Source organism: Methylomonas sp. 11b, assembly GCF_000515215.1.
Classification (GTDB): Bacteria; Pseudomonadota; Gammaproteobacteria; order Methylococcales; family Methylomonadaceae; genus Methylomonas.
Map to the genome: position 1 here is coordinate 4,015,994 of NZ_KI911557.1, position 24,230 is coordinate 4,040,223.

Below are 24,230 nucleotides of genomic sequence, written 5' to 3' on the forward strand. Positions count from 1 at the left end.
ATGAATTACCGAATTTGCAGTATCGTTTGCATGATGCTGTTTTCAGTAGTGATGGTTTGCGCATTGGCTTGGTAATGCTGTTGGGCGACGATGAGATTGACCAATTGCGCGGATAACTCGACATTCGAGCTTTCCAACGCGCCGGCCTGAATCAGACCGAAGTTATTAGCGCCGGCCTCGCCGGGAATCGGCTCCCCTGAGTTCGCGCTTTGTCCCCAGGCCGTATCGCCGATTTTGGCCAAGCCGTTGGTATTGGCGAAGCGTGTCAAGGCGACTTTACCCATGGTTTGCGAACCGCCGTTACTGAAACGGGCAAATATTACCCCTTCATCGTCAATATCAATGCCCGTCAAGCGTCCGGCCGGTAAGCCGTTTTGGGTCATCGTATTCACGCTGAATTTTTCCTGAACCTGGGTGGAGCCGAAGAAGTCCATCGTGCCGATCTTCACAGGTGCCGCGCCGGTCGCCGGTAGTATGGTGTAATTACTCAAGGCGAATCGGCCCGACACCGGGGTTTGTAATTTGCCGGAGGAATCGAAAGTCATCACGGCCGGGGTCGGCAATGTGGTGGGGGTGGCCGGTGCGGCGACTGCCGTGCCATAGGTGCCGGCATTGATTGAGGTTCGGGCGGTTGGGGTGGCCGGCTCGGCCATATAATGATACACGCTCCAATCCGTAGTAGAAGCTGTCGAGGCGCCTTTCACATAATATGTAGAGAGAATATGCGGCGAGCCCAGCGAATCGTAAACAGTCACCGAGGTTTGCGAGTTGTAGGAGTTATTGTTGGTTGGGTCGAACGGCGTCACCGTCGGAACTGTTTCGTTAGCATTGAGATTCACCGCCAGCGATACAGTGTCCGTGGCGCTGGGCAGACCGGTGAGGGTATTGATCTGAACCGGTTGTGTAACCCCTGTGCTGAAGCCGTCGGAGACTGCGGTGCCGTTGGGTTTATAAACCATCAGCGATTTGCCCTGGTTATTGACCAGGTAGCCGTCCTTGTCCAGTTTGAATTCGCCGGAGCGGGTATAAGTGATGTCGTTGGTTTCTGTCGGGCTTTTGGCCATGGTGAAGAAGCCTTCACCGCTGATCGCTAAATCCAGATTGTTGTCGGTGAACGACAAGCTGCCTTGATTGAATTGTTGGGCCACATTGGCAACTCTAACGCCGGCGCCGGCCGTAGTGCTACTCACGCCGCCTAGGCTGGAGGCGTAGACGTCGGCAAATTCCGAGCGCGACTTTTTAAAGCCCACGGTATTGGCGTTGGCAATATTGTTGCCGGTCACCGCCAGGTTGTTGGATGCGGCGTTTAAGCCGCTTAGTGCTGTTGTAAAAGCCATGATGCCTTCTCCTTCACAAGATTTGTTTAATTTGACTGAATTTCACGGTGCCGACGCCGTCGAGATTGACTTGCAAACCGCCGCTGCCGCCACCCATCGTCACGCTTTTCACCAGCGATTTAATGTTGGTGGCCAATACCGTATTGACGCCGTCAATTTTGGCTTCAGCTTGGATTTTGTAGACGCCCGGGTCGGCCAATTGCTTGTTGCTATCCTTGCCGTCCCATTCAAAAGTAGTAGTGCCCGCGGCTTGCGCGCCCATATCGAGTTCTCTAATGATGGCTCCGGTCTGCGGGTCTATGATCTTTACGCTGACATTCGGCGAGCTGCTGGGCATTTCGAAATCCCCCGAGACACTGCCGCCGGCGCCCAGCAATGCTTCCTTAGCCGGAGCGGACACGTGGCGACCTACCAAACCGGCGGCTTGCAGGGCTTGGTCTGAACTGAGCGAGCTGGCGAAATCCTTGAACGAAGCCTGGAGATCCTGAATGCCGGAAACGGTACTGAACTGGGCCATCTGACCGAGAAATTCGCCGTTGTCCATGGGCTTCATCGGGTCTTGATGCGTCATTTGCGTGGTCAGCAGTTTCAGAAATTGGTCTTGCCCCAAGGTTTGTTTTTGCACGCCCTTTGCCGTGCCCGAACCGGTAGTGGCTAAGCCGAGGCTGTTAAATGTATCGATTGCGCTGGTCATAAATGCCTCACTGTCCCATTTTCAGGGTTTGCAAAATCAGGTTTTTTGCGGTGTTCAACACCTCTACATTGTTTTCGTAGGAGCGGGAAGCGGACATCATATTGGCCATTTCTTCCACGGTATTGACGTTGGATTTATAGATGTAGCCGGTGGCGTCCGCCAGCGGATGATTGGGGGCGTATTCCATCACCGGCGGGGCCTGGTTTTCGACGACGCCCAGCACATTGACGCCGCTGCTGGTGCTGTTCTTATCCATCGCATTTTTCAGCTCGGCGGCGAATACCGGTTGACGGGATTTGTAGACCTGGTCGATGCTGCTGCTGACGCTGCTGGCATTGGAAATATTGCTGGCTACCAGATTCAGTCTCAGGTTTTGCGCGTTCATGCCGCTGCCGGCGACGTCGAAGATGCGAAATGAAGACATGGCTATTCTCCTTTAATGGCCGACATCAGGCCGGAAAATTTGTTGTTGATAAAGCGCAAGCTGGCTTCGTACTGCACGGCGTTTTCTGCGTATTTGGCTTGCTCGATGTGCGATTCGACGGTGTTGCCGTCCAGCGAGGCTTGTTGCGGATTGCGATAGAGCAGATCGGCGCCGAGTACATTATTGTGACTAGGTAGATGGCCTTGCTGACTGCGTTTCAGCTCCGAGCCGTCGCCGGCCAGGGCTTGTTGAAACACCGACTTGAAGTCCAGGTCGCGGGCTTTGTAATCGGGCGTGTCGGCGTTGGCCAGGTTTGAAGCCAAAATCTCGCTGCGCTTTTCGCGCAACGCTAACGCTTGCGGATGTATGCCTAAGGCACTGTCGAAATTAATAGCCATAATTGCCACCTTTGGGTTTTTTATACCTAAAAGCAGTAAATGTGCCATAAAATAAATATGCTTTTATTTCATTTGTATAGCAATTTGAATGGTTGACGTGAGTGTCAAAAAACAGTGTTTCAGACGGGGCGGCAAAATGCTGCCGCTGATTTAAGTCGTCAATAAACTGGCGAGCGGCTTAACCGACTTTTTTGAAGTAGCTGGTTAAGCCGGAGCGAACCAATTCAAAGCTGTTTAAGCCCGTTGGCATCGCTTCGGTACTGCTGAGGAACAGATAGCCGCCCGGTTCCAGACTGTCGGCCATGCGGGTGAGAATGTCGCGTTTGACTTGATCGGAGAAATAGATCAGTACGTTGCGACAGAAGATCAGGTCAAAACGGCCCAAGGCAGTGAACGATTTGAGCAGATTGAATTGTTGAAAACGCACGAGTTGGCTGACTTCAGGGGTCAGTAAGTAACCGTCGTAATTTTTGTGAAAATATCGCGCTTTTGCCGCGCTATCCATGCCACGCGACAGCGCGGCTTCCGAATAAACCGCTCTCTTGGCTTCCTCGAGAATGGCTTCGGAGATGTCCGTGCCGATAATTTGCAAGGAGCGTGATTTGGTAGAGGCTTTGATTGCTTCCAGTGCGCAGATGGCTATCGAGTAGGGTTCCTGGCCGGATGAGCAAGCGGCGGACCAAACTCTGACGTTGCCATTTTTGCGATTTAGCAAGCTGGGTAGGACCTGGTCTTTGAGTTCGACGAATTGCCGTTCGTCGCGAAACCAGAAGGTCTCGTTGGTGGTCATTGCGTCGATGACGGCGCTTTTGATTTTTTGCGCGGAAAATGACGCAGATTGCAGGCTGTTGACCAGTTCAGCAAAGCTTGCGAATTCAAATTTGCCCATCAAGGGCAATAACCTGCTTTTTACCAGGTATTGTTTGCTGTCACCCAACTCAATGCCGCAATTTTGGCTGAGGAACTGCTGTATAGATTGATACTCCGCGGCGGAAATGTCGATATTTTTACCCACCGGACTACCCGGTTCAGCCTGGTTCAACATGTCTGAATTTTGCGGGTGGACGGCGCCTTGAGTATCGGTCAGGAATGGGCTGCATGATAAAGTTTGAGCTGGTGCTGGATGGAATTCATCAACGAGTCGGGATCAAATTTGGCCAGAAATTCGTTGGCACCGACTTTTTGGACCATCGATGTGTTAAACACGCCGCTTAATGAAGTATGCAAAATCAAATAGATTTTTTTCATGTTGGGGTCGGCCTTGATTTTGGTGGCTAGGGTATAGCCGTCCATGCGCGGCATTTCCACATCGGAAATGATCATCGAGTATTTGTCCTGAATATCGATGCCGTCGGCCACCAGTGCGTTTAAATGATCCCAGGCTTCTTGGCCGTCTTTTAGCAGTGTACATTCGATGCCAATTTGCTGGCAGACCCGTTTAACTTGGTTTCTGGCCACCGATGAATCGTCCACCACCAGTATGTGATCGTTTTTGCTGGTTACTTCCATGTCGATGATTTCTGCAGAAGCTTCTTCGCGGCCGCCGATGACTTCTTTCATGACTTTTTCGACGTCAATCACTTCTATCAGCTCACCGTCTATTTCAGTTACTGCGGTTAGGTAGCTTTCTTTACCGGTGCCGGTAGGTGGGGCTTTTACTTGTTCCCAGCCGATATTGATGATCCGGTCTACCGAACCGACCAGAAAGCCTTGAATGGAACGGTTGTATTCGGTCACGATGACGTAGCAGCCGGCGTCGCGCACCAAGGGTCTCATGCCGATAGCCATCGACAAATCGAGTACGGGAATGGTTTTGCCGCGCAGGTGAGCAACGCCGCAAATCACAGAATGTGAATTGGGAATTTGCGTTAAGGGCGGGCATTGAATCACTTCCTGAACTTTGAAAACATTAATCCCAAATCGTTGTTTACTAACAAGTTTAAACAACAAAAGTTCGAATCTGTTGTGCCCCGCCAGTTTGGTGCGCTGATCGACTCCGTCTAAGACTCCGGCCATAAAACCCCCTGAAATATACTGCTTGCAATTATAGACACTTTGCTTTTTTTTACTTTATAAAATTACTGGTATGTTTCGTGCTTTATCCTTGCAAAAGTCAAAAAAATGGCGACTGCAATGAAGAGCAAAAACTTGAGAGTGATTTGGCTGTTGGTCTGCGAAACAGCGTTAGCGGGGCCGATGCAATCGGTGCCGTTAATCCAGGATGCGGTTAACCAATACATCAGTAACAGCCTTGCTCCTGGTGGCAAGTACGAAATAGGCGGCGCGCAAATCGACCCGCGTTTGCAATTGCCGCAGTGCGAACAACCATTGCAAATATTTGTCCAATCCGGCGAGATAAAACCGGGCAGGAATACGGTGGGAGTGCGTTGCCAGGGCGAAAGAGGTTGGACGATTTACAGCATGGTGTCGGTAAGGTCGTTTAAAGACGTATTGGTCCTGAATCGATCATTACAGCGCAGCGATGTGATTCGTGCCGAATATTTGACTGCGGAAACCCGCGATATCGGCTTGTTGCAGCAGGGCTATCTGACCGAGCTGGATGACGTCGTCGATAAGCAGGCGGTACGCAACATTCCCGCCGGCAGTGTGTTAAGCAAGCAGCACGTTACCGAGTTGACATTGGTGAAGCGCGGCGAGCGGGTAAATATTCAATCAGGCAAGGCCGGAGTGCTGATTAGCGCGGTTGGCACGGCGATGGCGGATGGAGCCAAAGGTCAGAAAATCAATGTGAAAAACCTGTCTTCGCAACGCGTAATCCAGGCTACCGTGGTCGATTCCGGTCAGGTGTCGGTTTATTTTTGATAAAGCATTAAAGGAATTTATGATGATGCCGCTAAATGCTACAGATAAAACTAATTTAGGAATTCCGTCATGGCTATCGACCCTATCACCAGCAAATCTGTTAGCACACCGCTACCGGCAAAATCAGCGGTTAAGGACTCGGCCGAATTTAAAGAGAAGCCCGTCAGCGGCGCCTCCACGGACACAGTCAACATCACCACGACCGCTTTGGACATTAAATCGGCAACCGCTTCAAGCGCTGCCGCCCCCGTGGTGAACGAAGACCGTGTGGCGGCCATAAAAGCCGCTGTGCAGGATGGCAGCTATCAAGTTAACGCCGAGCGCGTTGCCGAGAAAATGTTGCAATTTGAAGGTCAACTAACCAATAGCACATGACGTCATGATAGAGAAAACTTACCAAATCACCGAGAAACTACTAAATAACGGTTTAAAAGCGACGCAAAGTTTGCTCGAGCTGCTAAACGCCGAAGCCGCAAGCCTGAAACAAAAAACCGATGCGGATGCGATTTCCGCACTCGCTACACACAAAAAAGATCTGGTTGCCCAACTTGAGCAATTTACTAAGCAATTAGGGCAAGTGCTCGCCACCGAGCAATTGGTGGTGAGTAACGATGGCATCGAAGCCTATCTGGTCAAAGCCAAAGCCGCTGGTATCAATATTTCTGAATCTTGGAACTATTGGAATCACATCGTTAGACTCTCCCAAACCTGTCGCACAATCAACGAACAAAACGGTGCCAGCATCGCGTTATTGAGTCGACATACTCAAAGATCGCTACAAATCTTAAGAGGTAAGTCGCCGTTAGCCGCCACCTACGGGCCCGATGGCGTTACCCGCAACGAGCTGTTTTCGCATACATTAATTTCGGTGTAGACTGAGCGACGAATAACCAGACAGGTCGCCCATATGCTGCGAAAACTCAAGCATTTATTTTCAAAACCGTTGCCGACGGAGCCCGCTCAAGATGACGATGACGAGCTAATAAGTTTTGAGAACCCCAACTTTATTACCGATCCCGACAAGGTTGCCAAGTTGCTGGGTGAAATTGAAAATAGTTCGCCGCTATGTACTGTCCAGGTGGAGGGGGAGGACTTTAGCTCCTCGATACTCGCGGTCAAATTGGATAAGAAGGTCATTATCCTCGACGAACTGATGCCCAAGCACGGTAACGATTTTTTGTTGCTTAGTCGCTCGTTGAAACTTTCTACCTTTCACAAAGGCATCCATTTATCGTTTAATCTGACTGGAATCGAAGTCGGTCATTCACGAGGAATCAATTACTATAAAGCGCCGTTGCCTGATCGCGTGTTTTATCCCCAGCGGCGGCGCACCCCGCGTCTGGAAATAAGCAGTATCGATATTCCGTTTTCCGGGGTTGTGCAGCGTACGGGTATTTCGGTCGGAGGTAGTCTGTTCGATTTATCCAGAGGCGGCGCAGGTATTACCGTTCCCGTCAACAGAGCAAGGGTTCAGCGCGGCGATACCGTCAAAAACTGTCAAATTACCTTTGAAGATTACGTAATGGATTTTGATTTGTCCGTGCGTTTTGTAAAGCCGGTGTCGGCGGCATCAGCCAAAGTGCAAATCGGCGGACTATTCGAAAACCTGTCTTCAAAAAGCCAATCCAAGCTGTCCTATTTCATCACTTCGCTTGAACGCGTAGAGATTAGAAAACAGAAAGCTTAGCCTTTTGCCCTGTGATAAAATTGCAACCCAGGTCCCGGTAGCTCAGCAGGATAGAGCGGTCCCCTCCTAAGGGACAGGTCGGACGTTCGAATCGTCTCCGGGACGCCATTGACGCATGAAAGTGGGCACCTCTTCGCTAGCTTCTTTAGAACTGCCCACGGCATAAGCTAGATTTTCGTAGCTGCCTTGCATGATGGCTTGCTTGCCGTCGATCCTGACTTCATCCACCAATAGTTTCAGATAGCCTTTTCCAAAGCCTGAGCTTCTATCTAGCAACCTTGTTTTTAAGGCTCGGCAAAACGCGTCTATCTGGTTCTGGTTGATGCTGGTAGTTGGTATCGATTGATGGCGACGAATGGCCGATATTTCGATCAACAGGTTTTCACGTTCGGCCTTAAGTTTGTGCAACCGTTCTTTAGTGCTGTCATCAAAAGGCAGACCGTTTTCAATCGCTTGATAGAGATTGGCGGTTTTTTGTTCGTTGCCCTTGATCTGATTTTTTAACACCGTTAGTTGCTGATCATTTTCGGCATTGGCTTGTTTGCGTTGCTTTTGGAGTTCAGAAAGCATGGATTTGATCCGCTCCGGCTTGCAAATTCGATTTGCCAAACCTTCCAGAACCAATTGATCGAGTTTATCCATTGGGATGTTTGGCGTGCTGCAACGATTCTTGCCTTTGTCCCGTTGATTGGTGCATTTGTAATAACGGTATTTGCCACTTTTGCCGGTCATCAGAGACATACCAGAGCCACATTCAGCACAGGTCAGAAGGCCGCTTAATAAGATTGGCGAACTGACCAACCTTGGTGCCACGGCCCCGGGCGCGCGCTCGGCGCGCTCGCCCCGTGCCTTGGCGAAGGTTGATTCATCGATAATCGGATCAACGCTGACTTTGATCCAATCTTCTTTAGGCTTGAGCTTTCTCCTTTTTGAGTCATATTGGTTGTAATAATACTCGCCCATGTATAGGGTGTCGGATAACAGGTCATGCAGTTTTTGAGTGCGCCAAGGACGTCCGCGCATGGTGACGCCTTGCTGATTTAAGTGGGTGGCAATGGATTTCATGCCGAGTGGCTTGCCCTGTTGGCCATGGATATACAGCCTAAAAATGCGTCTGACTGTTTCCGCTTCGGCTTCATCGATGATCAGGCGTTTTTTCTTGCGACCTCGATTGCCGATGGTTTCGGTTTCAATAGTGCGATAGCCGAAAGGTGGTTGAGCACCATTGAAAAAACCTTGCCGGGCATTTTCCAGCATCGAGCGTGCGGTGTGTTTACCGGTTTCTTTGCTCTGGAATTCATCAAAGACACTGAAAATTTTCCGCACCATGTCGCCGGATGCGTCTTCGCTGGTCGGTTGGGTGATTGAGAACAGTCGCACATCAGCTTGGTTCAGCTTGCGCTCGTATAATCCGAAATCAATCGAATTTCTGAAGAATCTCGATTGACTGTGGACTATGACAGCTTCGAAAGGCGAGGGCGATAAGGTGGCCTCCCGGATCATCTGCTGAAATATCGGGCGTTTGTCGTCGGTGGCCGATGCTCCCGACTCGATGTACTCTTGTGCCACGGAATAACCGTTGGCATTGCACCAGTCCCGCATTTGTTTAAGCTGGTCAGGGATGGATAGATCATTTTCAGCTTGGCGGGTGGTTGATACACGGGCATAAAGAGCAACGGCCATCGTTGATTAATCCTCATTTTCGTTGTCAGTCTGGCGAGCCAGTTCTTTATAAATATCTGGGAGAAAGTCGAGGATGTGTTTCATCTCATCCGCATTGACTTCCTCCGTTTCTGGTTTAAATTGGATGGAAAGGTCAAAAAGGTTAGCCGGTGTCACTCATGACACACCTCCTTTTTTGCATAATCTATTCCTGCCCATGCCTTGCCTTTCTGGTGTGTTCTGAATTCTCGTTGAATAGCCTTTCCAAATCCGATTCCAAACCACTTTTACCGAATTCATCGAGAAATAACCTCCGAAACGCCAAATACTGGTGTTCCGGTAGCGCCGTTTGCGCCAATAACAGTGCCCTGCTTTTCCGGGAATCAATCAATTTTTTGATGGCGTCGACCGTAACCGTTACCATTGGCCCAGCCTGATTTGATTGATGCGTTTTTCCACGTCGGTTTCCCATGTTAGGGGATCGTGGATCAATTCCATTTTTCGAGCAATACGCTTAATGGCGTCCTCGTAGCTAATCATTTCCTTGCCTTTCTGAACACAATCGATTGCCGCGATGCGTTTCAAATAGCCATACATGCTGATGGCGATTCGGGTTAGGCGCTCATCCAACATCATTTGCGGATCGATTGAACGATAAACGCCTTGGGCGTTGAAGCGTCCAATCTGCTGAATCAAGTCCTGCCATAAGGGATGCAAAGGCCAGCGGGCACGGTTGCTGTCGGTAGTCGGCATTTTAAGGCTGTCGTGTTCATTTGCCAGGTAGCGAAGGATATCGCCCGTGCCATCTTGTAAATCCTTAAAGCTGCGGATGCTGAACCGTTTTAGAATCTCTTTTCTGACCTGCCATTCAATACGCCAAACCTTTTCGCTTTCAGTGTTCCACAGATCTTGAAACCAAGTCTTATGGCTTTGTTCTTCAATTTCGGCGCGTTTGTCATAGACTCGAAGCACCACATCTCCTTTGCCAAATTGCAGAGTTTGAATTTGTTGATCCTTGCGGAAACGGTTATCTTTTTTCGATTGGGAAACGAAGTGATTTTCGTCGAAATTGATTTCAGACAAGGCATAGTCAAAGGTGAAATCGACTCGCGATAAGCTTTCCGGCCTTAGCTGGAAAAAGCCTAACGATTGAGCCCAGTTAAGAAAACTCTGGTGTAAGGCGGATGCACTTTGATGCCATAGGGCAAAGCTTCTGAACTTAACGAAGAAGGCAGGGGTATTGTATTCGCCAAAGGCAATCGTGAAATCCTGATTTGATATGACGAAGGGATAACCGGACGAACTGCCGTAAGGCTGGAGCATGAATTCAATGTCGCCAAGATTGATCAGCTTTGGATCGCGGCTCTTTTTTTGGCGAAGGGTTTCTTTTTCTAGTGTTAGCCGTTCGAAATCGAGAGAGCAAGCCGGCCCAGGTGCTAAAAAATATGCGCATTCAACCGTATCGAGGCCGGCAAGCAACAAATGAAAAGCTTGGTGCTCTGGCGGGGGCTGATGGTTTTGTAATAGTGCGTGATAAGGGTTATTCATGACCCTTATCGTAAATGGTGGGATTAAGGGTTGTCAATACCCTTTTAGTTTTCGCTGATTTCCCGCCGTTGCTCAATCTTGATGTCGCCACTAACAGCTTTCCAGAAATTACCGATCTGTTTTACTAGCTTATAACCAATTGATCGTTCTGAAGCAGGGCCTTCTTCCGGGAAAAATTCACGAATCTTAATTCCCAGAATGGTCTCGTATTTTCTAACAGTACGCTTGTTGTGAATCAGAACAAGTACACGCCAACCGAAATAATCGCCCATCCGCAGCATGCCAAGCGCACCGGAAAGTTCATCCAATTGACCGTGAAACTCAGCTATGGCCTCACGTTCGATGCGTTCCAGTTCTGATGCTCTTTCCAAATCGCGAGGTGTTAACTTGGCAAGATTTTCTTGAAAATGGGGATTGCTTTTCATGGTTTTCGGATAGAAGAAGGCAAAGAGAAAGGGTACTGTAACTCCATAAAGGGTTTTCATCAACCTTAAGGGCCGCACCCACCCACAGGAAACACCGCCTCTGGGGCCTTTTAGAGGGCCCCGGCGGCGCTTCCTGTGGATGGCTGCTCATTGGTTTCTAATTTGACGGGAAGATTATAGATGTTAGATGATGCGGAGATTTTTTACGGTATGTATCTGTAGCCCCCCGTGTTACATGAGCGGGGGGTACGCTCAACATGCGCCAAAATAGCATCTATAGCGCTTTCGTCATGCCTTGAAGCAGCTTCAACGGCGAGTGCTGCTTGTTCGTGTGGGGTCAGCTTGGCATATAGCTTGTTCACTTGTGCTGGCTTCATGTTCTGGCCTCCAACAGTTTTTCAAGACGTTGTAAGCGGTCGGCCATTTCCTGCAATTCAATCAGTTTGCCTTGCTCGGCTAAAGCCCTAATTAACATCGAGCCAATGTCAGGGGCAATGCTGCCGTTTAACGTGGCATTAACGACATTGCCGCCGGTTTCCGGTAAAGTTGCGCCGGTTTCGATATTGACCGGCAAGGCTTGCGGCCTAAGTGGTGGGCAGACTCGATCAATCAACACCTTCGCCGCTTGCACATCGCCGCCCTTGGCTAACCCGACCAAGGTTTTAACAATTTCCGGCATATCCTCGGTTATCGACTTTCTAAGCAATGTCGCCGGGGTTTTGTTCTTGGGCCTACCGTTTGGATTCCCAGATTGACCGGGTTTAAATTTCGGAGTCGGCATATTGTTTGACCTCTGTTTTTTTCACTATCTATGGTTAATGTAGGTGTGTCCCAAAATGGGGTACGCTAGCTTCGCCTACCTGTGAATGTATGTGCGAACCTTGTATAAACAAGGTGATGTATTTTTGGAATATTTCTTACCCACGAGCCCTGGTCTCCGCAAACAGAGCCGGCGTCTGCTGCGTTGAGTTTGTGTTAATCAATGGCATATGAATTTAATGTCAGGAAGGCTTTAATCAAAACTTAATCTTTTGTTAATAAAGGATTAAGTTGCCGGCTGTAGAATCTCCGCATATCCAATTTCCTATTGCAGTTTTTAGTCTTGAACAACCGATTTACCCGACAGATGCACGACTCTTCATAGATTTTAAGGGCCGTTTCTGTCTTAGCAATGGATTGTGGCGCATTACGTTGCGCGGTAGAGTCAGGAGCGAGTTGTGGTGGGTAGCGGGGCCCCCATCAAGTGGTTTATGACGTTAAATATGGGTAAGTCTCTGGAGAAAGCCGGAGGGCCTATGTGCCCTACATAGCCAGGTTATTCAAGTAGTTGCCATGGCTTTGTAAAAAGCTTCGTTTCAGTAAAGTCGTTTGAATATATCAATTCATCTATTGAACTTGATCTCTGTTTCAGGGATTAACCATTTTGAGTATTGCCTTGCGATCAACGAATGTTCGGCAATAGCTGCTTACGAGAGTTAAAGACTCTTTGTAGGCAGACAGAACTCTGCTAAAGCTGATGTTGTTATGCGATATCGGCTTCGGAGTATAAGGTGGCTAAAGGATAGCCGTTTGTTAACGTAAGTGAAAATGGGGAACAATCCATGAAAATGCTTTTATCTTTAAAACTTTGGCTTGCTGTTTGCCTGTTTGCAGTTTCGACTGCAAGCTCAGCAGGTATCATTTGGGAAGCTACTGACGGCGATAGTAATTTTATCTCCTTCGGTTCCAGTTCATTCCCATTTACTTCAAGTGACACCTTCGGTATCTTCGCTGCTACCGCTGATCTGGCTGCTGATGCACCTGTGTACACTTTTAATGGTGTAGGCAGCTTTGCTTCTGCTAGCCCTTTTAAATTGGGCCTGTTGACAGCAAGCGGCTGGGTTAGCGAAGCCGGTAATTACGAGCTGAGCGCTTCTAATACGTTCTTGTTGACCTTTGTAAAACCCGGTGTGATCACCAACAACTTAAGCTTTCTGTTTGGATTTGATCTGAAAGCAGCTGCTAATCAAAACCCTGTCACTAGCGTGCCTCTCCCTGCTTCTGTATGGTTTATGACAAGTGCATTGATGGGCTTTCTGTATATAGGTCGTCGTAAACAGGTCGTTTAATCCCAAGCTATCAGTGGGCTTTTAGGCCGGTTGGAGTCTAGTACTCCACCCGGTTTTTTTATGCCTATTGAATATTCCAGGCTGGTCTGTTCAGAAGTGCTTAAACAAAGCTGTGAGCGAATCCGGCAATACATCCCACTATAGGAAAGTCGTTTTGGCGGACTTCCAAAAATACCTATTCCTCGTTCTCGCAAAAATCGGGAACGCAGTGAAATCAGCACGCATGTGTTCGAGACACGGATTTTTGTAGTATTTATCTTGCTGCGGCAGACCATAATAGGCAGTGTGCACATTCTCCAGGGTAAAATCTATGGCAAAAATACTAGTGATCGGTTGTGGTGATATTGGCTATCCGGTGGCTTTGCGCTTGCATCAGCAGGGACATCAGGTAACAGGGCTGAAGCGCAGCGCCCCAACTATCCCAACGCCGTTTCCTATCTTTATTGCCGATATAAGATCGGCGTCGTCATTGGCTTCCTTGCCAAACAATTTTGATGCGGTGATATTTATAGTGGCTCCCGGTAGCCGACTGGCCGAAGAGTATCAGGCTCTCTATGATGTCGGTCTGAGCAATTTGTTGGCGCATTTTACGGCAGCTGAAAGATCACCCAGTTGGTTGATGGTATCTTCAACCAGTGTTTACGAACAGAATTGCGGTGAATGGGTCGATGAAACCAGTATGGCAGAGCCAGTTGGCGCCACTAGCCGGTGGCTGGCTGCGGCCGAGAAACGGTTGTGGGCTGCGAGTGATCGTAATTGCGTCGTGCGTTTTTCCGGTATTTACGGGCCGGGTCGTGATTGGTTGATACGCCGAGCTGAGCGGGGGGAGAGCGTCCAGCAACAACCGCCCAGTTATACCAACCGCATTCACGCCGAGGATTGCGTGGCGGTTTTGCTATTTTTACTGGAAAAACAACTCGCCGGTTTAGCCTTAGAGCCTTGTTATCTGGCGACCGACGACGAGCCGGCTCCGCTTTGGGATGTGATGAGTTGGTTGGCCGAACAATTTGCTTGTCCTCAGCCTTCACCGTTGTCAGTAGCTCCGGATACCCCGCAAAACAAACGCTGCCGCAACACCAGGCTCAAGGCCTTGGGTTACCGCTTTTTGTACCCTAGCTATCGGGACGGTTATGCAACCGTGTGACCCTTGCCGGGCGCGGATGGGTGAACTCAATACCTTTAAGCCCCTTCATGTTATTCAAGCACAAGCAAGGTTATAAGTGTTGTGTTTGCCGCCTATTCGCCACGCCACGTTTTGTCGCAATCAATGTTGTGGCTTGTTGTAAGAACGCTGGCGGACTTTTTTCGCCGCTCCTTTGATAGTCCTCGTCTAATGTAGCCATAGCTTCGGCGGGCGGTACAAGCAGTGTGTCGGTCATGACCGAATAGGTTAATTCGAATAAGCGCTTCAAAGCAATTTGCCAGGTGCTGTCCGTTAAGGCGTATAGTGCATCGCTGAATTGTAAAAATCGGGTAAACGGTTGTTCGGCGACAATGAGCGGCAAGGTCGCGGTAAACCGGCCGGAGTTGCCGATCAAATCCCAAAAGCGAGCGAATCGTGTAACACGTTGCAAGTCGGTAAAGCCTATATCTCGGGTGCTGAGAATGGCATAGGGCGGCTGTGGGTCATAACGTAGCTGGTAGTCATCTGTGTGTCGATTGATTGGCGCGCCGCGCAGGCGTTTTAAAATCCCGACCTGAATTTCTTGGGGATTCAGCGCAAACAATTTATCGAAACTGGCGCCGAAGCCGGCCAGGGTGTCGCCAGGCAGACCGGCAATTAAATCGGCATGAATATGGGCGTTGGAATGCTGCCGGAGCCAGCGTAAATTGGTTTCGGTCTTTTGGTTATCCTGTTTGCGGCTGATCAATTGTTGAATGGCCGGATCGAAGGTTTGTACGCCCACTTCAAATTGCAGTACACCGTGCGGGAATTGGCTGATGGCCTGCTGCAGACGCGCAGGCAAATTGTCCGGAATCACTTCAAAGTGCAAATATAAATCTTCGCTCAAGCGTGCCAAAAAAAATTCGAGGATAGCGACGCTGCTGTCTACTTTTAGATTAAACGTGCGGTCTATGAATTTAAAATGTCGTGCGCCGCGCTGGTACAGAATCGCCATCTCGCGCAAAAAGCCGTTTAAATTAAACGGTTTGGCAGTAATATCCAGGGATGACAGGCAAAATTCGCATTTGAATGGACAGCCTCGCGAGGCTTCCACGTAGATAATTCTTTGACGAATGTCGGTGTCGGAATAGTGTGGATATGGCGATGCCAAGTTGTCCAATGCGGCCATTTCGCCGGCCACAATTTTTTCTGTTGGTTTAAGTCCTGACAATAACTGCCGGCATAATTTCGGAAAGCTTATTTCGCCGTTACCGGTGACGATATAGTCCGCCAATTCGGCAACGCTCGGTAAATCCGGCGGATGACTGACTTCCGGTCCGCCAAGCACGATGATAATGTCCGGTGCGACTTGTTTCAGGATGGCTACCACTGCGCTGATTTCCGCCACATTCCAGATATAAACGCCAAGGCCGATGATCCGCGCTTGTTGTTGCAGTAGTTTTTCGACAATTTCGATCGGACGCTGCTGGATGCCGAATTCTAATAAAGCCGTGTCTGTTTGTAACGTGCCCATGTTCGCGTAGAGATAGCGTAAGCCAAAAGCAGTGTGAATATATCGGGCGTTGAGAGTGGTGATAACGATGCTGGGCATATCTGATGAGGCGGATTGCGTCTTGATTGGTTTAATGCGCCAGCATAGCACCAATTTTGGTGTCAGAAACAGCTCTAGGCAGGTTGGTAAGTGCAGGTTACGCGATACTGCAAACTATTTATAAAAAAGTGGCTTTGCGGTGAAAATGCTGGGCCGTATCAGCTTGGCTCGGTGAATTATGTTGCCGATTTCTGATTAGGGCGGTGCTAGCTGGGGGATAAAACGCTTGTGCTAATCGGCCTATGAATTAACTGAACGGCGACCGATTTTTCCAAAAAGCGGGAGCTAATAATTCAGAAAATCGGCTGCAATGGATGCTTATTTAAGTTCGTCAAGTAAAGCCTGTGCGGCTTGCTGTTGTTGTTTTGAGCCTTTGGACAATACATCTTCGGCTATCAATTTTGCAGCTTCTGTATCGCCCATGTCGATATAAGCTTTCGCCAAATCGATTTTGGTTTCGAATTCGTCCATATCGGTCAAATCAGAAACTCCCAACTCAAACTCGTTGTTGTCAGTGGTACTGATTATTGGCGTGTCGAAGTCGAAGTTAAAATCAAACTCGCCGCCTGATTGCGCTGGCGTTTCCAAAGCTTTGTCGGAGGATTGCGCTGGTTTAGGCGTGATATTGTCAAAATCGGAAAAATCGAATGTTTCCAGCTTCAACTGCGATTCTAAATTCAGCTCCGGTTCGATGCTTAGGCTATCGTCAGCTTGTGCTTTGGAGGTGATGCTGTCGAAGTCGAAATCGAAACTGTCTGCGTCCGCTAACGCTTCTTTGCTGGTATCAGCCAGGTCTGAAGTAGTCTTTTTTATGTCATCGAAATCGCTAAAGTCGAATGACTCTAAATCGGTTGGTATCTCGGACTTTGCTGCATCCGTGTTGGTTTTATCGGCTGTCGCTGCGGAGTCGGCATTATCAATGTCGAAGTTAAAATCGAAACTCTCCAAAGCGTCCAGAGCACTAGGAGATTCCTCGGTGCTGTCAGCCGGTCCGGATGCAGTATCTGCACCTGTTCCTGCAAAATTGGCGAAATCCAGAGATTCCAGTTCCAAGGCAGCCGAATTCGCTTCAGATTTTTCCGAGTCAGTATCTAGCGCAAAGTCGAAGTCGAATGATTCTATGTTGTCGTTGCTCGAAACTGCGATATTTTCAGCGGTTTCGGTAGTATCAGCAGCAGTTTGGGAAGCAGGTGGCTGATCGAAATCGATACTTTCGATATTTACATTGGCTTGTTTGCTTTGGTCCGACGATTTGGCGCTACCGCCGAAACTTCCCAGATCAAAATCCAGTCCGTTATCCTCCAGCGCTAAATCCTTATCGATATCCAGATCCGACAAGTCGTCTTCGAGCAACGCAAAGCTTTTATCTAAATCGATAATTTCCGTGTCGGCCGTAGTGGAGTTCGCTACGCCGACGCTAGTATCGCTTTTGCTGATAGGGGCGGTGGTAGCGGCAAAACTGCCGCCAAACAAGGCTAAATCAGGGACAATTTCTTTAGCCATGTCCGTGACTTTTTTCCAGAATGGCTTATCTGCCTGTTTGCCGGCATCGGCTAGTTCTTGCGCATAACTGGCAAAACTATCTTTGTTTTCACTGGCGTAATAGATTTCCAGTAATTTCAGTTTGCATTCGTCGCGGTTAGGCTGTTCGCTTATCGCATGACGGATCAGTTCTTCCGCTTGCTGGTATCGGCCATAAGCCAAGTAAACATCAGCTTCCGAAATGGGGTCCACTTCGTTTTGATCGGTATCGAAGGCATCGAAATCGCTAGGGGTAAAGTCGCTGATAAACGAACTTTCGCCTACAGTGCCGACGTCGTATTCGTCGGTACTGCTGATGTCCATAATCGGTACGGAAAGGCTACTTTCCGAGTCGGGCAGCCGAATTTGGCTGGCCGAAGCGAACATGCTTTCGGTGTTGGTGCGCTCGTCAATTTTACGTTTGCGCCATAGTAACCAGCCCAGTAAGCCAAAAATGCCAGTGCCTAAGGTGCCGGCAACCCAGTAATAAGCGTCCGAGCCAAATAAGCCTTCGTCTTCCGCAACAACCGGTGGAGGTGGCGGTGGGGTAACCTTAGGCGCGGGTGGAACAATAGGCTTGGGCGTCGGTGGTGCCACCACTGCAGGTTCGGAAACCGGTGGTTGCGGCGTGGGCGTTACGGCCGGCGTTGGAGGCTCGGGGCTGACGACGGGCGGCTGAGGAGTTGGTTGCGCAGGCTGCGGGCTAGGCTCGGCCTGTGCTGGTTTGTTATTTTGTAAAGTGGCCAGTTGCTGATCTTTTAAGGCCAGCAATTGCTGCATCATCCCCAGTTGTTGTTCCAGTTTTTCGATGCGAGCTTGTAGCTCCAAATCCTTCCCATCGCTGGCTTGATCAGTAGTGCTATTTAAAGCCGGGTTAGCTGCGGCAGCCGCGGCTTGTTCGGTTTTTGTCGAACCGGTTCCGGCGGCCTTGGCTTCGGTGGGTGCTACCAATTCAAGCGCTTTCTTGGTCGTTTCGGCTTGAGCGGTTTCCGGCTTGACCTGTTTACTGGTGGCTTTTCGCTCATTTTGCGCTTGTCTTTGCGCCGGATTCATAATTGCATCCGGCTCAGGAATCTTTAACGTGGCGCCTTCTTTCAAGGAATTGATATTGCCGTTGTTAAATGCGTCCGGATTGGCTCTGTATAAAGCGGTCAGCATTTTCTGGGTAGGAATGTTTTTTTCCTGACCCACTTGGGTTGCGATACTCCACAAGGTGTCCGATTTTTGGATTGGGCCGAATTCGCCGCTGGTGGGTGTTTGTGGGGTAATGTCGTCGGTAGGGGCTGCACGTACCGCTCTTTTTGGTGCGGTTCGAGGTTTTCTTACCGGGCGCTCTAATGGCTCAATGGGTTCGGCGCTGTAACCGCTAGTTTCCGCGACAGGCATTACCGGCTGGTTATAAGCCGTCGGCGGGTCGATGAGCAATGTGAACTCGCGCATCATGCTGCCTTGCGGCCACGTCACTTCCAACAGGAAATCCAGAAACGGCTCCGTCAATGCTTCCCGAGAGGATACTTTTACGATGATGGAGCCGTTTGCTTGGACTACCGGTTCCAGTTTGATCTTTGACAGAAAATAATTCCAAACCACGCCGGCTTGGTCGAATTTTTCCGGTGGGGCCAATTTCACCGTGACATCGGCCGGATTTTCGCCCGGCGCGACGCTCAGTCTGATTTCGGCATTGAGTTTTTGGTTAAGGGCAGAATGTAATTCAATTTCGCCGATACCTAAGGGTTGGGCACTGACTGGTGCCAGTAAAGATACAACCGCTAAGGCTTTAGTTAAATTGCTCACATTGCTTTCCTTCACTTGTAATACCTCGGTACTTACTGACCCACTATAAAACACAGAGCTAAGCGTAGACTAGATATAGCTTTTTACCAGCACTTCGGCTATTTGCACACTGTTAAGCGCAGCACCTTTTCTGACGTTATCGCTAACGACCCACAGATCGATGCCGGTCGGATGCGAAATATCCTCGCGGATTCTGCCGACAAACACGTCGTCGTTACCAGACGATTCAGTAACTGCGGTTGGATAGCCGCCGTTCTCGCGCTCGTCCAACAAAGTGACGCCGGGGGCTGCGGCCAATAGTTCGCGAACCTGCTCTGCGGAGATTTTCTGTTTAGTTTCGATATGCACGGCTTCCGAGTGCCCGAAAAACACCGGTACTCGAACTGCGGTCGGATTAACTTGGATATCGGCATCGCCCAGGATTTTTCGAGTTTCCCAGACCATTTTCATTTCTTCCTTGGTGTAGCCGTTGTCCATAAACACGTCGATTTGCGGCAACACATTGAAAGCAATCTGCTTGGGATACACGCTAGGTGTCACCGGTTTGGCGTTCAGCAGGTTGGCGGTTTGCGTCGCCAGTTCCTCGATTGCTTCCTTACCGGTGCCGGAAACGGCTTGATAGGTGGCAACATTGATGCGGCTGATACCTACGGCATCGTAGATTGGTTTCAAGGCCACCAACATTTGGATAGTCGAGCAATTCGGGTTGGCAATAATGCCGCGATTTTTGTAGTCAGCGACTTTTTCCGGATTAACTTCGGGCACTACCAATGGAATGTCGTCGTCGTAGCGAAATTGCGAGGTGTTATCGATGACCACGCAGCCTGCCGCAGCCGCTTTCGGCGCATACTCGGCGGAAACGGAAGCGCCGGGCGAAAACAGGCCAATCTGCACTTTAGAAAAATCGAAGGTTGCCAAATCTTCAACGACCAACGAACCGCCTTTAAACGGGATGCGTTTGCCTGCCGAGCGCTCGCTAGCCAAGGCATAGACTTTGCCAACCGGAAAATTACGTTCTTCCAGGATGGCAATCATGGTTTCGCCGACCGCACCCGTGGCGCCGACGACTGCTACATCATAAGTTTTAGACATATTAATTATCCTTTTACGGCGTTGAGTACGGCATCGCCCATGCCGGAAGTGCTGACCTTGATCATGCCTTCCGAGTAAATGTCCGCGGTTCTGGCTTTACTGTCTAATGCGGTATTCACCGCGCGTTCTATACGTTCGGCGGCTTCCGGCTGGTTAAACGTGTAACGCAGCATCATCGCCACCGACAGAATGGTTGCCAATGGATTGGCGATACCCTGGCCGGCGATGTCCGGTGCCGAACCGTGAATCGGTTCATACATGCCCTTGGCGTTAGCATCCAATGAAGCCGAAGGCAACATGCCGATAGAGCCGGTCAGCATCGCCGCAATGTCGGACAAAATATCGCCGAACATATTGCTGGTCACGATCACGTCGAATTGTTTCGGTGCCCGCACCAGTTGCATCGCGGCGTTATCGACATACATATGGCTCAATTGCACGTCTGGGTATTCCTTGCCGACTTCGGTCATCACGCTACGCCACAATTCGGTCACTTCCAGCACATTGGCTTTATCTACCGAGCACAATTTTTTGTGGCGTTTTTGCGCAATCTTGAACGCGGAATGAGCGATGCGGCGGATTTCCGATTCGCTGTAAATCTTGGTATTGATGCCCACTTTCTCGCCGTTTTCCGCAACATGCACGCCGCGCGGCTGGCCGAAATAAATGCCCCCGGTCAGTTCGCGCACGATCATCAGGTCCAGGCCAGAGACTACTTCCGGCTTCAAGGTCGATGCGTCGACCAGTTGCGGATACAAAATCGCCGGGCGCAGGTTGGAGAACAGGTTCAGTTCGGAGCGAATGCCCAATAAGCCGCGTTCCGGACGTACCGCATGTGCCAGCGGTTCCCACTTTGGGCCGCCAACCGCTCCCAGCAACACCGCATCGGCGTTTTTGCAGAGATTCAGCGTGGTTTGCGGTAGCGGCGTACCGAAAGCGTCGTAAGCGGCGCCGCCGATCAATGCGTTCTCGAATATCAAACCCAGATTCATGTCGGTGTTGATAAAACTCAAGACTTTGATTGCTTCGGCAACAATTTCCGGTCCGATGCCGTCGCCGGCCAGGACTGCAATTTTTTTGGGCATTTTTTTACCTTTCAATGGAGCTTACGCGTCTTTGAACAACCACGGAGCGCGTTTGGCGCGCTCGGTTTCATAGCTTTTAATTTTGTTGGCGTGTTGTAACGACAGCGCAATATCGTCCAGACCATTCATCAGGCGGAAGCGGCGGTTTTCATCGACGGTAAAGCCAATGTTTTGACCGCTAGGCGTGGTGATGGTTTGGGCTTGTAAATCAATGGTTAACTGATAGCCATCTACGACTTCCTGGAATAACTGATCGACGGTTTCCGCCGGCAAGACGATAGGCAAGATGCCGTTCTTGAAGCAGTTGTTAAAGAAAATATCGGCAAAACTCGGCGCGATAATGGCCCGGAAACCGTAATCTTCCAGAGCCCAAGGCGCATGCTCGCGCGAGGAACCGCAACCGAAATTTTCGCGGGTCAGCAGGATTTGCGCGCCTTGATATTTTGCCTGGTTCAGCACGAAGTCTTTGTTCAAGGGCCGGTTAGTGCAATCCATCTCCGGCTCGCCTCTATCCAGATAACGCCATTCGTCAAACAGATACGGGCCGAAACCGGCGCGACGGATCGATTTCAAAAACTGTTTGGGGATGATTGCATCGGTATCGATATTGGCTCTGTCCAAGGGGGCAACGAGTGCTGTCAAAGTAGTAAAAGCCCTCATGCCGCACCTCCGTGTGCGACACCCTGACGGGTCGCCGATGGCGATGCAAAAATCCTATCCTGTATTTTTGTCATGATTATGCCTCCTCAGCAATGTTGACAAAATGGCCGGCAATCGCCGCCGCCGCGGCCATGGCTGGGCTGACCAAATGGGTACGGCCACCGTAGCCTTGCCGACCCTCAAAGTTGCGATTCGAAGTCGACGCGCAATGCTCGCCGGCTTCCAGACGGTCGGCGTTCATCGCCAGGCACATCGAGCAACCGGGATCGCGCCATTCGAAATCGGCGGCGGTGAAGATTTTGTCCAGTCCTTCAGCTTCGGCTTGTTGCTTGATCAAGCCTGAGCCAGGCACAATTAGTACCTGTTTCACGGAAGCCGCTTTTTTCCGGCCTTTGATGACTGCCGCAGCGGCACGCAAGTCTTCGATGCGCGAATTGGTGCAGGAACCGATAAAAACTTTGTCCAGCTTGATGTCGGTAATTTTTTGACCGGCTTGCAAACCCATGTATTGCAAAGCGCGTTCGATGCTTTGGCGTTTAACCGGATCAGCTTCTTGAGCAGGGTCGGGCACATTGGCATCGACTGCTACGACCATTTCCGGGGAAGTGCCCCAGCTAACTTGCGGTTTAATCGTTGCGGCATCGATGTCGATGACTTTGTCGAATAAATCTCCGCTATAGCTGTCGGAGCGCAGGTTTTGCCAGTAACGCACAGCCATATTCCAATCATCGCCTTTGGGGGCATAGGGGCGGCCTTGATAGTAATCGATGGTAATGTCATCGACCGCAATCAAACCGGCGCGGGCGCCCGCTTCGATAGCCATGTTGCAGACCGTCATCCGGCCTTCCATCGACAAAGACCAAATCGCGTCGCCGCCGAATTCGATGGTGTAGCCATTGCCGCCGGCGGTGCCGATTTGGCCGATGATCGCCAACACGATGTCCTTGGCGGTGACGCCTGGGCCGGTTTTGCCGTTGACCTTGATCAACATGTTTTTCGCTTTTTTCTGTACCAGGCACTGGGTGGCCAGTGCGTGCTCGACTTCGGAGGTGCCGATACCAAACGCCAAAGCCGCCGAAGCGCCATGGGTAGAAGTATGGGAGTCACCACAGACGATGGTCATGCCTGGCAGAGTGGCACCCTGTTCCGGGCCGATCACATGCACGATCCCTTGGCGAATATCGCTCATATCAAATTCGGTAATGCCGTACTCTTTGCAGTTGTTTTCCAAGGTCTCGACTTGCAACCTTGAAACCGGATCGGCGATGCCTTTGGCGCGATCAGTAGTTGGCACGTTGTGGTCGGCTACAGCCAGATTGCGGGCAATGCGCCAAGGTTGGCGACCCGATAGCCGTAAGCCGTCGAAAGCCTGCGGCGAAGTCACTTCGTGCAGCAATTGCCGGTCGATGTAAATCAGGCAGGAGCCGTCGTCTTCGGTGTGGACGACGTGGTCGTCCCAGAGTTTGTCGTATAAGGTTTTACCAGCCATCTCAGTTTCCGATAAAGAAGTTAACAATACTGCTCAGCCCAAAATGGCCAGCAATTTGGAGGTGATGTCGCTGACCGAGCCAACGCCGGCAATCGACGCGAATTTAGCGTTTTGACCGGGCGCGGAATAAAAGCCGACCAACGGTTTGGTTTGTTCGTGATACACGCTCAAGCGCTTGCGCACCGTTTCTTCCTTGTCATCGTCGCGTTGAATTAAAGGCTCGCCGGTGGCGTCGTCCAAGCCTTCCTGTTTCGGCGGGTTGAACACGACGTGATAAGTGCGACCGGACGCCATATGGACACGTCTGCCGCTCATGCGTTTGATGATTTCCTCGTCGTCCACAGCAATTTCGATGACATGATCCAGTTCCACACCCATTTTTGCCAGGCCTTCAGCCTGAGCGATGGTGCGCGGAAAGCCATCCAGCAAAAAGCCGTTGGTGCAATCATCCTGGGCGATACGCTCTTTAATCAGCCCCAGAATAATCTCGTCGGATACCAGTCCGCCGGCATCCATGACTTTTTTGGCTTCGATTCCCAGTGGGGTGCCTGCGCGGACAGCCGCGCGCAGCATGTCGCCGGTGGAAATTTGCGGAATCGCAAATTTTTCCGTGATGAACTGGGCTTGGGTGCCTTTGCCCGAACCGGGGCTGCCTAACAGGATAATGCGCATATCAATCACTCCAGTGTATGAATCAGGCTTGGTGCCTTTATATATAAAGAGAGCCGGCTCAAGCGCATCAGTTCGTGAGCCTGGCGGAAAAATC

At 50.2% G+C, this 24,230-nt stretch carries 25 protein-coding genes and 1 tRNA gene; 7 read left to right on the forward strand and 19 right to left on the reverse strand.

Annotated features, from left to right (window positions below):
* Positions 1 to 5 precede the first annotated feature (5 nt).
* From flgE to METH11B_RS0119300, 6 genes are all read right to left on the reverse strand, one after another.
* Positions 6 to 1,337 (reverse strand): flagellar hook protein FlgE, encoded by a 1,332-nt coding sequence (flgE, locus tag METH11B_RS0119275; protein ID WP_026603421.1) that lies wholly within the window; start codon positions 1,335 to 1,337, stop codon positions 6 to 8.
* Positions 1,338 to 1,350: 13 nt separating this feature from the next.
* Entirely contained in the window at positions 1,351 to 2,031 is a 681-nt protein-coding gene (locus METH11B_RS0119280) for a flagellar hook assembly protein FlgD (RefSeq protein WP_026603422.1), read from the reverse strand.
* Positions 2,032 to 2,038: 7 nt separating this feature from the next.
* On the reverse strand, positions 2,039 to 2,455 hold the full coding sequence (gene flgC / locus METH11B_RS0119285; protein ID WP_026603423.1) for a flagellar basal body rod protein FlgC: 417 nt from the start codon (positions 2,453 to 2,455) through the stop codon (positions 2,039 to 2,041).
* Positions 2,456 to 2,457: 2 nt separating this feature from the next.
* On the reverse strand, positions 2,458 to 2,853 hold the full coding sequence (gene flgB / locus METH11B_RS0119290) for a flagellar basal body rod protein FlgB (protein WP_026603424.1): 396 nt from the start codon (positions 2,851 to 2,853) through the stop codon (positions 2,458 to 2,460).
* Positions 2,854 to 3,031: 178 nt separating this feature from the next.
* Entirely contained in the window at positions 3,032 to 3,898 is an 867-nt protein-coding gene (locus METH11B_RS0119295; protein WP_026603425.1) for a CheR family methyltransferase, read from the reverse strand.
* A 38-nt stretch (positions 3,899 to 3,936) separates the two neighbouring features.
* Complete coding sequence (locus tag METH11B_RS0119300; RefSeq protein WP_020483236.1) at positions 3,937 to 4,869, reverse strand: chemotaxis protein CheV; 933 nt, start codon at positions 4,867 to 4,869, stop codon at positions 3,937 to 3,939.
* 117 nt (positions 4,870 to 4,986) lie between these two features.
* Here METH11B_RS0119300 and flgA point away from each other — a divergent pair, with 117 nt between their 5' ends.
* The 5 genes from flgA to METH11B_RS0119325 all read left to right on the forward strand — a co-directional run bounded on the left by flgA (position 4,987) and on the right by METH11B_RS0119325 (position 7,471).
* On the forward strand, positions 4,987 to 5,676 hold the full coding sequence (gene flgA / locus METH11B_RS0119305; RefSeq protein WP_026603426.1) for a flagellar basal body P-ring formation chaperone FlgA: 690 nt from the start codon (positions 4,987 to 4,989) through the stop codon (positions 5,674 to 5,676).
* Positions 5,677 to 5,745: 69 nt separating this feature from the next.
* The gene (gene flgM / locus METH11B_RS0119310; RefSeq protein ID WP_026603427.1) at positions 5,746 to 6,051 is read left to right on the forward strand and encodes a flagellar biosynthesis anti-sigma factor FlgM; all 306 of its coding nucleotides are present in this window, start codon (positions 5,746 to 5,748) and stop codon (positions 6,049 to 6,051) included.
* 4 nt (positions 6,052 to 6,055) lie between these two features.
* Entirely contained in the window at positions 6,056 to 6,550 is a 495-nt protein-coding gene (locus tag METH11B_RS0119315; RefSeq protein WP_026603428.1) for a flagella synthesis protein FlgN, read from the forward strand.
* Positions 6,551 to 6,583: 33 nt separating this feature from the next.
* Positions 6,584 to 7,363, forward strand: a complete 780-nt coding sequence (locus METH11B_RS0119320) for a flagellar brake protein (RefSeq protein ID WP_026603429.1) — start codon at positions 6,584 to 6,586, stop codon at positions 7,361 to 7,363.
* A gap of 31 nt (positions 7,364 to 7,394) precedes the next feature.
* A tRNA-Arg gene (locus METH11B_RS0119325) sits at positions 7,395 to 7,471 on the forward strand.
* On the opposite strand, the gene METH11B_RS30195 is transcribed toward METH11B_RS0119325, so the two are convergent.
* The 6 genes from METH11B_RS30195 to METH11B_RS27040 all read right to left on the reverse strand — a co-directional run bounded on the left by METH11B_RS30195 (position 7,430) and on the right by METH11B_RS27040 (position 11,779).
* Positions 7,430 to 9,046 (reverse strand): recombinase family protein, encoded by a 1,617-nt coding sequence (locus tag METH11B_RS30195; protein WP_442919035.1) that lies wholly within the window; start codon positions 9,044 to 9,046, stop codon positions 7,430 to 7,432. The genes METH11B_RS0119325 and METH11B_RS30195 overlap by 42 nt on opposite strands.
* Before the next feature lie 6 nt (positions 9,047 to 9,052).
* On the reverse strand, positions 9,053 to 9,202 hold the full coding sequence (locus tag METH11B_RS29230; protein WP_155931146.1) for a hypothetical protein: 150 nt from the start codon (positions 9,200 to 9,202) through the stop codon (positions 9,053 to 9,055).
* Between the two features lie 28 nt (positions 9,203 to 9,230).
* A complete protein-coding gene (locus METH11B_RS0119350) occupies positions 9,231 to 9,449 on the reverse strand; it encodes a hypothetical protein (RefSeq protein WP_026603432.1) in 219 nt (72 codons plus the stop codon).
* On the reverse strand, positions 9,443 to 10,573 hold the full coding sequence (locus tag METH11B_RS0119355) for a replication initiation factor domain-containing protein (protein WP_026603433.1): 1,131 nt from the start codon (positions 10,571 to 10,573) through the stop codon (positions 9,443 to 9,445). Before METH11B_RS0119355 ends, METH11B_RS0119350 begins: the two co-directional genes overlap by 7 nt.
* A gap of 44 nt (positions 10,574 to 10,617) precedes the next feature.
* Positions 10,618 to 11,058 (reverse strand): hypothetical protein, encoded by a 441-nt coding sequence (locus METH11B_RS27035; protein WP_026603434.1) that lies wholly within the window; start codon positions 11,056 to 11,058, stop codon positions 10,618 to 10,620.
* Positions 11,059 to 11,371: 313 nt separating this feature from the next.
* Positions 11,372 to 11,779 (reverse strand): DUF5681 domain-containing protein, encoded by a 408-nt coding sequence (locus METH11B_RS27040; RefSeq protein WP_036276215.1) that lies wholly within the window; start codon positions 11,777 to 11,779, stop codon positions 11,372 to 11,374.
* An 820-nt stretch (positions 11,780 to 12,599) separates the two neighbouring features.
* On the opposite strand from METH11B_RS27040, the gene METH11B_RS0119375 reads away from it, so the two are divergent.
* Positions 12,600 to 13,106, forward strand: coding sequence for a hypothetical protein (locus METH11B_RS0119375; protein ID WP_020483224.1), 507 nt, complete (start codon positions 12,600 to 12,602; stop codon positions 13,104 to 13,106).
* A gap of 310 nt (positions 13,107 to 13,416) precedes the next feature.
* Complete coding sequence (locus tag METH11B_RS0119380) at positions 13,417 to 14,250, forward strand: SDR family oxidoreductase (protein WP_026603436.1); 834 nt, start codon at positions 13,417 to 13,419, stop codon at positions 14,248 to 14,250.
* A gap of 70 nt (positions 14,251 to 14,320) precedes the next feature.
* Here METH11B_RS0119380 and METH11B_RS0119385 read toward each other — a convergent pair whose 3' ends face one another.
* From METH11B_RS0119385 to adk, 7 genes are all read right to left on the reverse strand, one after another.
* Positions 14,321 to 15,823: a B12-binding domain-containing radical SAM protein gene (locus tag METH11B_RS0119385; protein WP_036276219.1), complete on the reverse strand. Its 1,503-nt coding sequence runs from the start codon at positions 15,821 to 15,823 to the stop codon at positions 14,321 to 14,323.
* A gap of 318 nt (positions 15,824 to 16,141) precedes the next feature.
* Positions 16,142 to 19,138, reverse strand: coding sequence for a FimV/HubP family polar landmark protein (locus tag METH11B_RS30020; RefSeq protein ID WP_155931147.1), 2,997 nt, complete (start codon positions 19,136 to 19,138; stop codon positions 16,142 to 16,144).
* Positions 19,139 to 19,207: 69 nt separating this feature from the next.
* The gene (locus tag METH11B_RS0119395) at positions 19,208 to 20,230 is read right to left on the reverse strand and encodes an aspartate-semialdehyde dehydrogenase (protein ID WP_026603439.1); all 1,023 of its coding nucleotides are present in this window, start codon (positions 20,228 to 20,230) and stop codon (positions 19,208 to 19,210) included.
* Between the two features lie 5 nt (positions 20,231 to 20,235).
* Positions 20,236 to 21,315, reverse strand: a complete 1,080-nt coding sequence (gene leuB / locus METH11B_RS0119400) for a 3-isopropylmalate dehydrogenase (RefSeq protein ID WP_036277877.1) — start codon at positions 21,313 to 21,315, stop codon at positions 20,236 to 20,238.
* A gap of 21 nt (positions 21,316 to 21,336) precedes the next feature.
* Positions 21,337 to 21,975 carry a 3-isopropylmalate dehydratase small subunit gene (leuD, locus tag METH11B_RS0119405; protein ID WP_026603441.1) on the reverse strand — a complete coding sequence of 213 codons (639 nt, stop codon included), beginning with the start codon at positions 21,973 to 21,975 and terminating at the stop codon, positions 21,337 to 21,339.
* 76 nt (positions 21,976 to 22,051) lie between these two features.
* Positions 22,052 to 23,464 (reverse strand): 3-isopropylmalate dehydratase large subunit, encoded by a 1,413-nt coding sequence (leuC, locus tag METH11B_RS0119410; RefSeq protein ID WP_026603442.1) that lies wholly within the window; start codon positions 23,462 to 23,464, stop codon positions 22,052 to 22,054.
* 33 nt (positions 23,465 to 23,497) lie between these two features.
* Positions 23,498 to 24,136 (reverse strand): adenylate kinase, encoded by a 639-nt coding sequence (gene adk, locus METH11B_RS0119415; RefSeq protein WP_026603443.1) that lies wholly within the window; start codon positions 24,134 to 24,136, stop codon positions 23,498 to 23,500.
* Between the last annotated feature and the right edge of the window lie 94 nt (positions 24,137 to 24,230).